The following is a 14,245-nucleotide window of genomic DNA, read 5'->3' as shown; positions in this document are numbered from 1 at the left end:
AGAGGTCACACCCGTTCCCATGCCGAACACGGAAGTTAAGCTCTTCAGCGCCAATGGTAATTGGGGGTTTCCCCCTGTGAGAGTAGGACGTCGCCGGGCCAAAAAACATTTTTCTTCTCTATGAATTATTCCACAGTAGCTCAGTGGTAGAGCTATCGGCTGTTAACCGATCGGTCGCAGGTTCGAGTCCTGCCTGTGGAGCCATTTGCTTCCATAGCTCAGCAGGTAGAGCACTTCCATGGTAAGGAAGAGGTCAGCGGTTCGAGCCCGCTTGGAAGCTCCATGAAAAGATATATATCGGCCCCTTGGTCAAGTGGTTAAGACACCGCCCTTTCACGGCGGTAACACGGGTTCGAATCCCGTAGGGGTCACCATCCATATGGAGGATTAGCTCAGCTGGGAGAGCACCTGCCTTACAAGCAGGGGGTCGGCGGTTCGATCCCGTCATCCTCCACCATGATGCTGGCCTAGCTCAATTGGTAGAGCAACTGACTTGTAATCAGTAGGTTGGGGGTTCAAGTCCTCTGGCCAGCACCATTATCATTTAACATCAGACGTTATAGTCTTTTTTTATTGGAGGGGTAGCGAAGTGGCTAAACGCGGCGGACTGTAAATCCGCTCCCTCCGGGTTCGGCGGTTCGAATCCGTCCCCCTCCACCATTTTAAAAAAGACCAAATTGACGATGATGATAATAGTTCTGTGAAATTGTTCTGACGTAGCCAACAACGGCAGTTTGTACAACAAGAGGAAGAACATAGGGTAAAAATACAATGCGAGCCATTAGCTCAGTCGGTAGAGCATCTGACTTTTAATCAGAGGGTCGAAGGTTCGAGTCCTTCATGGCTCACCATCTCGATTCTGAATTTAACAATACTATTTTGATCATGCGGGTGTAGTTTAGTGGTAAAACAAGAGCCTTCCAAGCTCTGGTCGTGAGTTCGATTCTCATCACCCGCTCCATCGGGGCCTTAGCTCAGCTGGGAGAGCGCCTGCCTTGCACGCAGGAGGTCAGCGGTTCGATCCCGCTAGGCTCCACCATCATACATAAATAATGAAAAAACTCTCTGGACCGAATGGTTTGGAGAGTTTTTTGCATATTAAAAACAATGACCTGGAACGCGGGTTAGATACCGAATTCGTGTAAGCGCTTCATATTTATCCATGATTGACAGGTGATCCCCTGTTAAACCGCATAAGTATACAGAATCTTGTCCAGTTGAACCAGAATATGATAAAGCCCTACAATAGGTGATAGATTGTCAATGAGGAGGAAAAACATGAACAAGAATGTTGGAATTTTAGGTGTCCCGATGGACCTTGGGCAAATGCGCCGTGGTGTTGACATGGGACCGAGTGCAATGAGGTATGCTGGTCTTATCGAAAGGCTTGAAAACCTTGGCTACGATGTGGAGGACCATGGTGATGTCCAAATCCCACAAAGGGAAAAAGTTGCAAGTAAAGAAACGAACCTCAAAAATTTAGATGGGGTTATTGAAGCGAGCAACTTTCTAGCGGAAGGTGTCAATAAAATCATCGAAGATAATCGTTTTCCATTAGTGCTCGGCGGGGACCACAGCATTGCAATCGGGACGCTTGCTGGTGTGTCAAAGCATTATAAGAATTTAGGTGTCATCTGGTATGATGCCCATGGCGATTTAAATACAGGAGAAACTTCACCAAGCGGAAACATTCATGGTATGCCCTTAGCTGTAAGCCTTGGAATCGGACATGAGAAACTGAAAGAAATCGGGGGTTACAGCCCGAAGGTCAAACCTGAAAACATCGTCATCATCGGTGCGCGTTCACTGGATGGAGGAGAGCGTGAATTGATCCGTGAAAAGGGAATTAAAGTTTATACGATGCACGAAATTGATAAAATGGGTATGACAAAGGTTATGGAAGAAGCGATCGAATACGTTTCGAACGGAACAGATGGTGTACACTTGAGTTTGGATCTTGATGGATTAGATCCGGCAGAAGCACCCGGTGTAGGGACTCCAGTCCTAGGCGGTATCAGCTATCGTGAAAGCCATTTGGCGATGGAGATGCTTGAAGAGTCGAAGATCCTTACTTCGGCGGAATTTGTGGAAGTCAATCCAATTCTTGATGAGAAGAACAAAACAGCAACTGTTGCGGTTGCGCTGATCGGTTCCCTTTTTGGTGAAAAGTTGATTTAAAATAGACATTCAAAGACCTATCGAGTTTAATTCTCGGTAGGTCTTTTTTAGAATAAGAAGGTTTTTGTTTCGATGAATCACTTCAGTCCTCCTGCGACGGGACAGCCTCCTCGTCGGGCTTCCAGTGACCTTCGTGGCTGGTCAAGGGCGTTTGCGCTTTTCTTGATGTCTAGCTCCAACGCCCACCCACTTGGATCACTTCAGTCCTCCTGCAGCGGCGACAGCCTCCTCGTCGGGCTTCCAGTGACCTTCGTGGCTGATCAGGGCGTTTGCGCTTTTCTTATGTTAATAAGAATTAGCAACTCTCCAGGTGGAGAGCTGCTTTTCATGAGACATTTATCATTTCACTCTTAATGGTATCGTATTGATTAAGTAGATAGTCGAGATATTGGCTGATTTCTACAACTTCCATAGAAAACAAAGGCTTTTCTTTCGCTAGGATTAACATTTTCTTTCTTGAATTTTCAATTTCCTTCAAAAGAAAACGCTCTTCAGCTGACATGCTGCCCACCTGCTTTCGCCTAATAGTTGTTAAACATAATACCCGATAATTAAGAAAATAAACCTATATTTAACAAAATTAATCATCACTAGGAAGTTGTCTCATGTTAGAATAAAAAAAGAAACAATCTACTCCATAAGTAGTATTTTTAAACACTGGAGTCTCGGGGGTTCCTATATGGATATAACGGTTAAGCGCTTGGTCCGCTCTGTGAAAAAAGGGGATCAAAAAGCCTTTGAAGAACTTGTAGAAATTTATAAGGATAAAGTATACCATATCGTCTACCGGATGTTAGGTAACGTACATGAAGCAGAGGACATAGCTCAGGAAGCCTTTGTACGGGCTTATATACATATTGAACGTTTTAATGAAGCACATAAATTTTCTACTTGGTTATATCGGATTGCAACCAATTTGACGATCGATCGTATACGTAAGAAAAAGCCGGATTATTACCTTGATGCAGAATTAGGCGGGGGAGAAGGTTTGACCCTCTATTCTCAAATAGCAGTCGCAGAACAATTACCAGAAGAAAAAATTGAAACCTTTGAGCTTCAGGACCGTATACAGAAGGAGATCCTGCATTTGCCTCCGAAATACCGATCAGCAATTACGCTAAAGTATTTGGAGGAACTGTCTTTAAAGGAGATTAGTGAGATATTGCAGATTCCAGTTTCAACGGTAAAAACGCGTATCCATCGCGGTCGGGAAGCACTTCGCAAACGATTGAAAGATCTGGATTGTTAGGAGGATAAATGGAAATGAAATGCGATGGTAAATATTCAACCTATATGCATAAATGGGTCGATGAAGAAATCGAGCCTCTCGAAAAAATAGAATTGCTTCAACATGTAAAATCATGTTCAGTATGCAAGGGAAAATTTGAAGAGCTCAAAAATGTTGACCAATTACTGCATAACCATCATCATATAAAAGCACCAAATGGTTTTACTTCAAAAGTTATTAACCAATTACCTAGGGAAAAAACCTCATCGAAAATGAGAAGGTGGTTTAAACATCATCCACTGTTGACAGCTGCTGTTCTCTTCCTTTTATTGATGTCGAGCTCCATTTATAGTGAATGGGGAAGTAATAAGAGTAATCCGATCTCCGTATCAGCAAACGGTGCACAGGTTAAAATAGATCAGGAAAATGGAAAGGTCATCGTTCCTGAAGGCGAGATTGTAAAGGGTGACCTGGTGGTTAGGAATGGTGATGTAGAAATTGCCGGAAAAGTAGAAGGGGACGTTACGGTCATCAACGGGAACCAATATCTTGCCTCAGCAGGGCATATTGCGGGAGAGAGCCAAGAGATCCATAAGATAACAGAATGGGTCTGGTACCGATTGAAAGATGGAACCAGCACAGTAAAGGAATGGTTCACTTCAGAATGACAAAGCTAAATGGATCTTCATATGATGTAGTGGTCTTAGAAACATTTCGGACAAGCCGGGGTGTTCCTGAGATCACTCTCTTTATTGTTTTTGCTTTGCCGATCGGCGTTCGTCTTCTGCTGCCTCAGAAATTTTTTGGCTGCATACGGAGTGTTATTGACGGAACCTTACGAAAAATAGATATAGTGCCAAATTATGATATAATAGAGAAGTTACATATGGTAACAAACTGAGCATATTTGGAAACAATGAAATTGAGTGGATCAGTTTGGAGGATGCGTATGTTTCCTATCGGAGACTTTGACTTTAATATATTGAATTACTTGAATGATATAATTGATATCCTCTTGGTCACCTATGTGATCTATAAGCTCATCATGCTGATAAAAGGCACCAAAGCAATCCAGCTGTTAAAAGGGATTACTGTTATCATAGCGGTTTGGTTTTTCAGCGGAATTTTCAAGCTGAACACATTATATTTCCTGATGAACCAAACACTGCTTTACGGTTTCCTGGCCATCATTATCATCTTCCAGCCCGAGCTTCGCCGTGCGCTTGAACAATTGGGTCGAGGTAGATTCTTTTCAAGAGGCATGATTGCAGAAGAAGAGGAAAAGAGAAATACGATTGAAGCGATGTTAAAGGCGACGAATTATATGGCTAAACGTCGTATAGGTGCTCTCATAACAATTGAAAGGGAAACGGGTCTCGATGATTACGTAGAAACCGGCATCCCGATCAATGCTAATCTGAGCTCAGAACTCCTGATCAATATTTTTATCCCGAATACACCGTTGCATGATGGAGCGGTCATCATCAACGATAATCAGATCCTGGCAGCTGCAAGTTATCTCCCTCTTTCGGAAAGCCCGTTTATTTCGAAGGAACTTGGAACGCGGCACAGAGCTGCTTTAGGTATATCAGAAGTAACAGATAGTTTGACGCTGGTTGTCTCTGAAGAAACGGGAAATGTTTCTCTCACAAAAAATGGTGAACTCTACCGCAATTTAGATGAGGACATGTTACGAAAACTGTTAGAGGCTGAAATTATGACAAAATCTAAAACGACTTCCTCATCAATGTGGAATTGGAGGGGGAAGAAAGATGGATAGACTGCTCAAATCTCCATGGTTTGTCAAAGTCACGGCTTTTCTTATCGCTTTGATGATGTATACGACTGTCCATATCAATGACCAACAGGCGAATGAGGAGGATCAAGCCCTCCCGACTAATGCAGAGGAGTCATTTAAAACGGTTAACCTTGATGCTGAATTTGATAACGATAAGTATGTTTTATTAGGGAAGCCTGACACAGTAGGCGTCAAGTTCCAGGGATCCAAATCGGACATTATGAGATTCAACCTTCAACGGACACCTAAGGCTTATATCGATTTAAGGGATAAAGGGCCCGGTCAATACGAAGCAGAAGTGAAATTCGAGAATCTTCCTAACGGTATTGAAGCGTTTCCGAGAGAAAATACGATCGATGTAACGTTACACGAGAAGAAGACAGAAACCTTCCCAGTGACGGTACAACTCCTTGGGGAGAATGAATTGCCAAAAGGCTATGTTACCGGAACACCTCAGCTTGAAAGAGAAGAAATCGAAATTACCGGAGCAAAGGACATGATTGATGAAATCGCCTATGTCAGAGTCTTTGTCAATGTTGCAGATGCGAAGGAAACCTTTACACGAGAGGTTAAAATCCAAGCACTGAATAGAAGCTTCGACCCAATAGATATCAGTATCAATCCAGAAACAATGAATGTAACTGTACCAATTGAAAATCCGAGTAAAGAAATTCCTGTTTCAATTGATGAAAAAGGATCTCTTCCAGATGGGTACGAGCTTAAATCGATTACTCCAGAAAAAGAAAAGGTGGCAATCCATGCACCACAAAATGTACTTGATGAACTGGATTCCATCGTGTTGCCTGTTGATTTAAGTAATATCACCGAAGACGAAACGATCGAAGTGGATGTTCCCTTACCAGATGAAGCCTTTTACGCCACACCTGGCAAAGTGAAAGTCAAGGTGGATGTTGAACAGACCGAAGAGGATACATCTGCTGAACCCGACAGTGAAACAGCAAGCTCAAGGACTTTCAATAATTTACCGATCAAAATCATCGGATTGGATAATAACGAGGAAGCGACGTTCAATGCCCCCACTAAAGGGACAATGGATGTTACAGTCAATGGGAATGAAAAGGATCTGGAAAAATTATCTGAAGAAAATATAACCGCTTTTGTAAATGCAGAAGATTTGTCAGAGGGACAACATGATGTAAAAATCAATGTTGATGTTCCTGAACAATTTACATTTGAAAGTCAACCTACAGAAGCGACCTTAACCATTAGCAAAAGAATGGCATAATGTGGAATAGGGAAGAAGGAGCGATTTATTGAATGGGTAAATATTTTGGAACAGATGGAGTCAGAGGAGTAGCAAATACTGAATTAACACCTGAATTAGCGTTCAGATTAGGGCGCTATGGCGGTTATGTTCTGACGAAAGAGACCCAAAAACCGAAAATCATCATTGGTCGGGACACCCGAATTTCCGGTCATATGCTCGAGGGCGCGATGGTTGCAGGGCTGCTCTCTATAGGAGCAGAAGTCATGCGGTTAGGTGTCATCTCAACTCCTGGTGTTGCTTATCTGACCAAGGCGTTAGGCGCTCAGGCTGGGGTCATGATCTCAGCCTCCCATAACCCTGTGGGTGACAATGGAATCAAGTTTTTCGGGTCGGACGGGTTCAAGCTATTGGATAAGCAAGAAAAGGAAATCGAGGAATTATTGGATCTTGATGAAGATGACCTCCCAAGGCCGACTGGAATGGAACTTGGTTTAGTTAGTGATTATTTCGAAGGCGGTCAGAAGTATATCCAATTTTTGAAACAGACAGTGGATGAAGACTTTTCAGGGTTGCGCATTGCATTAGATTGCGCGCATGGTGCAGTTTCATCACTTGCACCTCACCTTTTTGCTGATCTTGATGCTGATATCACGACAATCGGTTCTTCACCGAACGGTTTGAACATCAATGATGGCGTAGGGTCCACTCATCCTGAGAAATTAATCGAGCTCGTAAAAGAAAAGGAAGCCGATGTAGGCTTAGCTTTTGACGGGGATGGGGATCGATTGATTGCAGTCGATGAGAATGGAACGATTGTAGATGGTGATCAAATCATGTTCATCTGTGCTAAGCATATGGCAAACGAAGGCAGGTTGAAAAAGGGTACAGTCGTTTCTACGGTCATGAGCAACCTTGGATTTTATAAAGGGCTTGAAGCTGCAAAAATCGCCTCCGAGCAAACAGCTGTTGGCGACCGCTATGTCATGGAACGTATGAGGGAAGGCGACTACAATCTTGGCGGAGAGCAATCCGGACACATCATATTCCTTGATCACAGTACGACTGGAGACGGCCTCCTATCTGCGTTACAGCTCGTCAATATCATGAAGTTGTCGCAAAAGCCATTATCCGAGCTTGCGGGTGAGATGAAAAAGTTCCCACAATGCTTGAAGAATGTAAAGGTTACCGATAAAACGAAAGTGATGGAAAACACAGCAGTAAAAGAGGCAATTGAAAAAGTAGAAGCTGAGACAAGCGGAAATGGACGTGTCCTTGTACGTCCTTCAGGGACCGAGCCCCTTGTCCGGGTGATGGTAGAGGCTCCTACAGAAGAGCTTTGCAAGCAATATGTCGAGGAAATTGCGCGTGTAGTCGACCAAGAGCTAGGGTATGTAGAACAATAAGGACAGAAAAATACGGTGGTTACGAATACTATGCAAGGGCAGCTCCCATACACAAAACGAGCTGTTTTTGCATAAGTTTAAGTGTAGATCAATGCTGAAATATAGGCGTTGACGATATACCATTTCTAGTGTATGATATTTCCATTCGATTATAGAAAGGAGTATAGAAGAGCAAAATCTTTTAAAAAGCGCCTGGACTATTTCTTCGGTTGATTCCGACACCGCGGCGGTGACTGAAATAGTTGACGAGGAAAGAGGTTTATCGAATCTGATCGGCGGATGCCTCTCGGTCTTACATCACACCGGAAGTTCATGCAGAAACCACTGAGGTGACTTGGTGAACAAAAGCATGAATGCGATGTAAACTAAAATTTTGTACGTTGGGGGTAAACAGGACCCCTTATGATCACTTGGAGAAATTTCGGTATAGGTGATAAGGCAGTTTGCCCCCCAACAGGGAGGTTTATTTCAATGTGTGGAATTGTTGGTTATGTTGGAACAGAAGATACAAAGGAAATTTTATTAAAAGGACTTGAAAAGCTTGAATACCGTGGTTATGACTCGGCTGGTATCGCAGTCAAGAATGAAAAAGGCGTTCATGTTTACAAGGAAAAAGGACGCATCGCAACGTTAAGAAAGAACGTTGATGAGAACGAGGATGCTACCATCGGGATCGGACATACCCGTTGGGCGACACATGGAGCACCAAGTAAGGTCAATGCGCATCCTCACCAAAGCACGACTGAACGGTTTACACTTGTACACAATGGGGTCATCGAAAACTTCATTCAAGTAAGAAAAGAGTTTTTGAAAGACGTTGAACTGAAGAGTGAAACAGATACAGAGATCATTGTCCAGCTCATTGAACAGTTTGTAAAAGAAGGCCATGAAGTTGAAGAAGCTTTCCGTAAAACGTTATCGTTATTAAAAGGATCATATGCGATCGCCCTTTTGGATAATGAAAATAGCGAAACGATCTATGTCGGAAAGAACAAAAGTCCGTTGCTTGTCGGATTAGGAGATGGCTACAATGTCGTTGCGAGTGACTCAATGGCTATGCTTCAAAAAACAGATCAATTCGTTGAGTTGATGGATGAAGAAATCGTCATCGTCACCAAAGCGGATGTGACCATCAAGGACCTTGACGGAAAAGTGAAGGAACGAGAGCCATTCACAGCAGAGATTGATGCTTCGGACATTGAAAAAGGTACGTATCCACACTATATGCTCAAGGAAATCGATGAGCAGCCTATTGTCATCCGTAACATCATCAACCAGTATCAAGATCAGGATGACAATCTAAAGTTGGATGATGATATCCGGAAAGCGATGAAGAAAACAGATCGGATCTATATCATCGCTTGTGGCACATCCTACCACGCAGGGCTAGTTGGAAAAGAGCTTATTGAAAAAATGGCTCAAATACCGGTAGAAGTTCATATTGCAAGTGAGTTCTCATACAATATGCCGATGCTTTCCGAGAAACCATTATTCATCTTCATTTCTCAGAGTGGGGAAACAGCGGATAGCCGTGCTGTTCTCGTTCGGGTTAAAAAACTTGGGCATAAAGCATTGACGATTACTAATGTACAGGGCTCTACCCTTTCTCGTGAAGCGGATTATACGATGCTTCTTCACGCAGGTCCTGAAATCGCAGTGGCTTCAACGAAGGCTTACACTGCACAAATCGCAGTCCTTTCTATTTTAGCCGGTGATACAGCGAAAGCGAAAGGGGTAGAGTTGAGCTTTGATCTGATCAAGGAACTGAGTGTCGTCTCAAATGCAATTGAAGCACTCTGTGATCAGAAAGAAGATTTCGAAAAAATTGCACGTGAATATCTGGCCGTAACACGAAACTGCTTCTTCATCGGACGTGGGATGGATTATCATGTTGTTCTCGAAGGGGCTTTGAAGCTTAAAGAGATCTCCTATATCCAAGCAGAAGGATTTGCAGGCGGAGAATTGAAACACGGAACAATCGCGTTGATCGAAGAAGGAACACCAGTCATCGCGCTTGCAACCCAGGAGCATGTGAACTTGAGTATCCGTGGAAACGTAAAAGAGGTAGCTGCACGTGGTGCTTATACCTGCACGATCAGTACCGAGTCCCTGCAGGACGAAGAAGACAGGATCGTCATTCCGGATGTACATGAATTGCTGACACCATTAACCAGTGTCGTGCCGCTGCAATTGATCTCCTACTATGCAGCACTGCACCGGGACTGCGACGTCGACAAGCCACGTAACCTGGCAAAATCAGTTACTGTGGAGTAAATTTAAATACAGGATTGTGTTCACATGTAGATTTAAAATAAAGTCGCGATGTTTATAAAAAAGATGCGAAGCTTTTCCATGGTAACTAGGAGGAGCCGTGTGCGTTAATAGCGCAAGCACGGTTCTGAGAGGTTCCCTTCTACTCGACTAGCTTAAGTACATTTCTACACAAAGTAGAAAAAGCTGATCTTCCGAATTAGGAAAATCAGCTTTTTTATTACCTATCGCCTGAATAACATCAAAAAACGCAATTAAGATGGTGGGGTATTACAAGCCGATGAAGACTTTGCTTTTGTTCTTTCCGCCAGAGTAGTAATCGACTCAATATCTTGTTCGGTTAATAAATCTAAAAAATACTCGCGTATTGCCATGGAAACGACAGGGCGGGCATCTTCCAATGCGGATTTTCCCGCCGAAGTAGTGATTACCTGGACTCCTCGTTCAGTTTTTATTGGTTCCCTTAAAACAAGTCCCCGTTTTTCCATCCGCGTTAAATGATGGGATAACCGACTCTTGGTCCAATCCATTGAGTCTGCTAATTCCTGTTGGCGTAGCTTACCTTTTCCAAAAAGATCCAATCGGTCTAATATACCAAAGTCACCCTCCGATAGCCCAGTTTTCTCGAACATGTCTTTTACTACGCGACCAAAAATTCTCTTATAAGAGCTTTTCCACATATGCCATATTTGCATTTCTTCTTCACTTATCATTTTTTTATTCATAAATGGAGTATAGCAATGTTTGTTGATATGTCAACGACAGGTAGTGAAGTAAATTTTGGTTGACGTGTCAACCAAAAGATGGTAAAGTGTACTTTAGTTGATGCGTCAACCAAAGTGGAATGCATGGCATGATAAAAGAATTTATCTGCAACGACAAAAGTTGCATGCAGAAAGGGGAGTTTAACAATGCATAATAAACCAGTCGCTTTGGTTACTGGCGCCAATAAAGGAATTGGTCTTCAAATCTCAAAGGAACTTGCGACACACGGGTTCACTGTCCTTGTTGGATCACGAAATTTTGAAAAAGGGAAAAAAGCAGCAATTAGCGTTGGGGCAGATGCACGTGCCATCCAGCTTGATGTTACCGATCAGCATTCTATCGACGCAGCAGCGGCGTATCCGTAGCGAGCTAGGTCGTCTCGACGTACTTATCAACAATGCGGGTATATCGCATGCTGGTGAACCTGGAAGGAAGCTTGAAGAGGTAGGTAAGTCAGGCAAACCAAGCGTTGCATCTATCGAAGAGGTACGCACGGTGTTTGAGACAAACGTATTTGGTGTAATTGCTGTCACACAAGCTATGCTACCGGTTCTTCGTAAAGCACCTACTGCACGCATCGTCAACGTATCTAGTGGTTCAGGATCACTGACACTCAACGCTGACCCGAACAATTCGCATCGTGAAATGTTTGGTGTAGTTTATAGCCCTTCAAAGACTGCCCTTAACGCCATCACGCTTGCTTTTGCTATTGAACTTGAATCAACAGGCATTAAGGTCAATGCGGTATGCCCGGGCTTTACTGCAACTGACCTCAACAATTTTGAAGGGACAGGAACCGTTCAGCAGGCAGCTCGTCATCCGGTGCCTTGCTCTTCTTGACGAGAGCGGTCCTACAGGCACGTTTTCGAATGAGAGACGTCAACTTCCGTGGTGATGATGGGAGTCTCTCGCTGATTTAAAAAGATAATCATTAATTTTTTGATATATTACAGAGGGAGTGAGTTATACAAATGGAATATAAAAAACTTGGAAAGTCTGGTTTGGAAGTTTCAGAACTATGTCTTGGAAGCATGAGCTTCGGAATACCTGAACGAGGAAATACGCCATGGTCACTAAATGAAGAAAAGAGCAGACCAATCATAAAAAAAGCCTTTGAATTAGGCATAAATTTTTTCAGTACAGCTAATATGTACTCTGATGGCACAAGTGAAGAAATTCTTGGACGAGCATTAAAGGACTTCTCTCACCGTGACGAAGTTGTCATTGCTACAAAAGTATTCGTTCCGATGCGTAAAGGCCCAAATGCAATGGGACTTTCCCGCAAAGCGATAATGACAGAAGTTGATAATAGTCTAAGACGGTTGGGTACAGACTACATCGATTTGTATCAAATTCATCGATGGGATCCTAACACACCGATTGAAGAGACAATGGAGGCACTAAATGATCTAGTTAAAGCAGGCAAGGTAAGGTATATCGGAGCATCCTCCATGTCAGCTTGGCAGTTCGCGAAAGCTCAACATGTGGCAGAACGCAACGGTTGGACTCGTTTCATTTCCATGGAAAATAGACTTAACTTGCTTTATCGAGAGGAAGAAAGAGAAATGCTTCCTTTTTGTAAAGATGATGGAGTTGGCGTTACGCCATATTTACCTTTTGCTGCAGGTCGGTTAACCCGAGATTGGGATGAGCAAACCTCTCGATCAGAGAATGACCAAGTAGCTAAGTCCCTGTTTACCAAGACAGAAGAAGCCGATCGCAAAGTGGCGGAAAGATTGGCAGTGGTTGCTGCGAATCGTGGTATTCCACGCGCACAGGTCGCACTTGCATGGTTGTTACAAAAGGAAGAGGTCACAGCACCTATTATTGGGGCGACCAAGATGAGCCATCTCGAAGATGCAGTGTCGGCGTTATCAGTTAAATTGACATCTGAAGAGATTAAGAGTTTAGAAGAACTTTATGTACCACATCCATTGGTATAATTACACAACTGCGCTTAGGGCGAACACTTAAAAGGTGGGGTACATTCTTGTAGCTAGTTGCTCCCACGGTAGCGGTGACCCTTTGTATATCAAATTAAGTCTCACACGAGCCAAAGTTTTTCATATATATCACGATGATCTTTCCAAAGTTCAACTAGAAGAAAACCTTGCTTCTTTGTTTAAGAGTGCAATAATTTAACCAATACGGAAGCTGCTCAACTCTTCCACTTACAGGTACGATTCTTCAAAATAGAATGATCGCTTTTCTCATTGAGCTAACGAAGCAGCATTCCTGTAACAAATAACTGTTAACAAAAAAACTTTGTGAATTAATGTACTTAAAGTAATGGGGGCGTTAACACAATTACCAAAGATCAATTTTTGAAGTCTTTTTTAATTTTTGGCTCTTCACCAATCGGGCGCGATTAGAGTAACACCATTAGAAAATGATCAAACTTTTTTATAAAATCGAAGCTTAGACCAACTGATAAAGAATCCATTTTGATCAATCTTTTTTTCAAAATGGATTCTTTTATATTATCGTAAAATGCCGGTTTGTGAGATCTTTTTGATCAAACTTTATTTCAATGCAACATCACATACATTAATGATGGTAACTAGACATTATAGTTGGTAACCATACATTAATGTTGGTAACCATACATTATAGTTGGTAACCAAGAAAATGAGATAAATACCCAAAAACGTGATCTGGAAGTCATAAATGACAGCCAGGCACGTTTTTTATTTTGTTGATCATAATAAACGTTTATACAATACATCTAGGTTAGAGTGTTTAAAGGTGTATATTGAATTCGTATTTTATTCCAGAAAAGAGTCAGTGATTGTGGAATAAGGAAGGTAATTAGATTGTTCATCTTGAAATTGTAAGTTATTCCAGAAAGGGCAGGATTGTTGAATAAGGACATATAATCTATAGATTTAAAGTAATTAGACAAATGGGGTGATTAAATGGAACAGGTAGGCTTTTATTGGGTGAGTCTCATTTTTTGGCTATTAATTGGAGTTGCATTGCTTCTATTTGTATGGGGTCTTTGGAAAAAATCTTGGATAGCACTACTAACAAGTGGGATTGCACTTTTACTACCATCTTTATATTTTGGTGGTGCTGAGAATTGGTTTAGATTACTTGTCCTTCTACCACTGATTCCTTTCGCTCTTGCTTATAAACACAAAAAAACGAAACAAGTTTAAAATTATTATTGCTTAAATACGAAAAGGCCATTTAATGGAAGAAGACATCAAAACAAAACTGATTATTTATGATAAAATTTGCATGAGATTGTGAAGAAATGTACTTAAACTAACGAAGCAGTTTAGCTCAACAGAAAGGTGAATAAGGTTAACATTACCAATTAGATGTACTAGTATAAATTTAATCGTTTAGAAGAGGTGAGTATAGTTGAGTAA

Annotated in this window: 11 protein-coding genes, 9 tRNA genes, 1 rRNA gene and 1 pseudogene; 20 read left to right on the top strand and 2 right to left on the bottom strand. The window is 42.2% G+C overall.

Annotated features, from left to right (window positions below):
• The 11 genes from rrf to rocF all read left to right on the top strand — a co-directional run.
• Positions 1-99, top strand: a 5S ribosomal RNA gene (rrf, locus tag L1611_RS20545); the annotation flags it as partial.
• Between the two features lie 30 nt (positions 100-129).
• Positions 130-204, top strand: a tRNA-Asn gene (locus L1611_RS20540).
• A 3-nt stretch (positions 205-207) separates the two neighbouring features.
• Positions 208-283, top strand: a tRNA-Thr gene (locus tag L1611_RS20535).
• A 16-nt stretch (positions 284-299) separates the two neighbouring features.
• Positions 300-374 (top strand) — tRNA-Glu (locus tag L1611_RS20530).
• A gap of 7 nt (positions 375-381) precedes the next feature.
• Positions 382-457 (top strand) — tRNA-Val (locus tag L1611_RS20525).
• Between the two features lie 4 nt (positions 458-461).
• Positions 462-537: transfer RNA gene (locus tag L1611_RS20520), tRNA-Thr, on the top strand.
• A 38-nt stretch (positions 538-575) separates the two neighbouring features.
• Positions 576-660, top strand: a tRNA-Tyr gene (locus tag L1611_RS20515).
• Between the two features lie 115 nt (positions 661-775).
• A tRNA-Lys gene (locus L1611_RS20510) sits at positions 776-851 on the top strand.
• A gap of 36 nt (positions 852-887) precedes the next feature.
• Positions 888-961, top strand: a tRNA-Gly gene (locus tag L1611_RS20505).
• A 2-nt stretch (positions 962-963) separates the two neighbouring features.
• Positions 964-1,039, top strand: a tRNA-Ala gene (locus L1611_RS20500).
• A 239-nt stretch (positions 1,040-1,278) separates the two neighbouring features.
• On the top strand, positions 1,279-2,178 hold the full coding sequence (gene rocF, locus L1611_RS20495; RefSeq protein WP_236315590.1) for an arginase: 900 nt from the start codon (positions 1,279-1,281) through the stop codon (positions 2,176-2,178).
• 325 nt (positions 2,179-2,503) lie between these two features.
• Here the strand turns inward: rocF and L1611_RS20490 are convergent, their stop codons facing one another.
• Entirely contained in the window at positions 2,504-2,680 is a 177-nt protein-coding gene (locus L1611_RS20490) for an aspartyl-phosphate phosphatase Spo0E family protein (RefSeq protein ID WP_236315588.1), read from the bottom strand.
• A gap of 177 nt (positions 2,681-2,857) precedes the next feature.
• Here L1611_RS20490 and sigW point away from each other — a divergent pair, with 177 nt between their 5' ends.
• The 6 genes from sigW to glmS all read left to right on the top strand — a co-directional run bounded on the left by sigW (position 2,858) and on the right by glmS (position 10,109).
• Positions 2,858-3,427: an RNA polymerase sigma factor SigW gene (sigW, locus tag L1611_RS20485; RefSeq protein ID WP_236315587.1), complete on the top strand. Its 570-nt coding sequence runs from the start codon at positions 2,858-2,860 to the stop codon at positions 3,425-3,427.
• Between the two features lie 8 nt (positions 3,428-3,435).
• Positions 3,436-4,074 (top strand): anti-sigma factor, encoded by a 639-nt coding sequence (locus L1611_RS20480; protein ID WP_236315585.1) that lies wholly within the window; start codon positions 3,436-3,438, stop codon positions 4,072-4,074.
• A 281-nt stretch (positions 4,075-4,355) separates the two neighbouring features.
• On the top strand, positions 4,356-5,186 hold the full coding sequence (cdaA, locus tag L1611_RS20475) for a diadenylate cyclase CdaA (RefSeq protein WP_236315583.1): 831 nt from the start codon (positions 4,356-4,358) through the stop codon (positions 5,184-5,186).
• Complete coding sequence (locus tag L1611_RS20470; RefSeq protein ID WP_236315581.1) at positions 5,179-6,450, top strand: CdaR family protein; 1,272 nt, start codon at positions 5,179-5,181, stop codon at positions 6,448-6,450. Before cdaA ends, L1611_RS20470 begins: the two co-directional genes overlap by 8 nt.
• Before the next feature lie 32 nt (positions 6,451-6,482).
• Entirely contained in the window at positions 6,483-7,835 is a 1,353-nt protein-coding gene (glmM, locus tag L1611_RS20465) for a phosphoglucosamine mutase (RefSeq protein ID WP_236315579.1), read from the top strand.
• Positions 7,836-8,306: 471 nt separating this feature from the next.
• A complete protein-coding gene (gene glmS / locus L1611_RS20460; protein ID WP_236315577.1) occupies positions 8,307-10,109 on the top strand; it encodes a glutamine--fructose-6-phosphate transaminase (isomerizing) in 1,803 nt (600 codons plus the stop codon).
• Positions 10,110-10,360: 251 nt separating this feature from the next.
• On the opposite strand, the gene L1611_RS20455 is transcribed toward glmS, so the two are convergent.
• A complete protein-coding gene (locus tag L1611_RS20455; protein ID WP_236315575.1) occupies positions 10,361-10,801 on the bottom strand; it encodes a MarR family winged helix-turn-helix transcriptional regulator in 441 nt (146 codons plus the stop codon).
• Positions 10,802-11,017: 216 nt separating this feature from the next.
• Here L1611_RS20455 and L1611_RS20450 point away from each other — a divergent pair.
• From L1611_RS20450 to L1611_RS20440, 3 genes and pseudogenes are all read left to right on the top strand, one after another.
• Positions 11,018-11,711, top strand: a pseudogene (locus tag L1611_RS20450) (SDR family NAD(P)-dependent oxidoreductase).
• A gap of 131 nt (positions 11,712-11,842) precedes the next feature.
• Positions 11,843-12,814: an aldo/keto reductase gene (locus tag L1611_RS20445; protein ID WP_236315573.1), complete on the top strand. Its 972-nt coding sequence runs from the start codon at positions 11,843-11,845 to the stop codon at positions 12,812-12,814.
• A 972-nt stretch (positions 12,815-13,786) separates the two neighbouring features.
• A complete protein-coding gene (locus L1611_RS20440) occupies positions 13,787-14,029 on the top strand; it encodes a hypothetical protein (protein ID WP_236315571.1) in 243 nt (80 codons plus the stop codon).
• Positions 14,030-14,245: the final 216 nt, after the last annotated feature.

Source organism: Pseudalkalibacillus salsuginis (assembly GCF_021646685.1).
GTDB lineage: Bacteria > Bacillota > Bacilli > Bacillales > Fictibacillaceae > Pseudalkalibacillus > Pseudalkalibacillus salsuginis.
Note: the sequence above shows the minus strand (reverse complement) of the source record. Positions and strands in the feature narration are given on the sequence as shown.

What these genes read in the sequence shown, in the direction of transcription:
- cdaA (WP_236315583.1), top strand. Translation starts at nt 4,356, where the DNA reads ATGTTTCCTATCGGAGACTTTGACTTTAATATATTGAATTACTTGAAT.
- L1611_RS20490 (WP_236315588.1), bottom strand. Translation starts at nt 2,680, where the DNA reads ATGTCAGCTGAAGAGCGTTTTCTTTTGAAGGAAATTGAAAATTCAAGA.
- L1611_RS20455 (WP_236315575.1), bottom strand. Translation starts at nt 10,801, where the DNA reads ATGCAAATATGGCATATGTGGAAAAGCTCTTATAAGAGAATTTTTGGT.
- L1611_RS20445 (WP_236315573.1), top strand. Translation starts at nt 11,843, where the DNA reads ATGGAATATAAAAAACTTGGAAAGTCTGGTTTGGAAGTTTCAGAACTA.
- L1611_RS20470 (WP_236315581.1), top strand. Translation starts at nt 5,179, where the DNA reads ATGGATAGACTGCTCAAATCTCCATGGTTTGTCAAAGTCACGGCTTTT.
- L1611_RS20480 (WP_236315585.1), top strand. Translation starts at nt 3,436, where the DNA reads ATGGAAATGAAATGCGATGGTAAATATTCAACCTATATGCATAAATGG.
- sigW (WP_236315587.1), top strand. Translation starts at nt 2,858, where the DNA reads ATGGATATAACGGTTAAGCGCTTGGTCCGCTCTGTGAAAAAAGGGGAT.
- rocF (WP_236315590.1), top strand. Translation starts at nt 1,279, where the DNA reads ATGAACAAGAATGTTGGAATTTTAGGTGTCCCGATGGACCTTGGGCAA.
- glmS (WP_236315577.1), top strand. Translation starts at nt 8,307, where the DNA reads ATGTGTGGAATTGTTGGTTATGTTGGAACAGAAGATACAAAGGAAATT.
- glmM (WP_236315579.1), top strand. Translation starts at nt 6,483, where the DNA reads ATGGGTAAATATTTTGGAACAGATGGAGTCAGAGGAGTAGCAAATACT.
- L1611_RS20440 (WP_236315571.1), top strand. Translation starts at nt 13,787, where the DNA reads ATGGAACAGGTAGGCTTTTATTGGGTGAGTCTCATTTTTTGGCTATTA.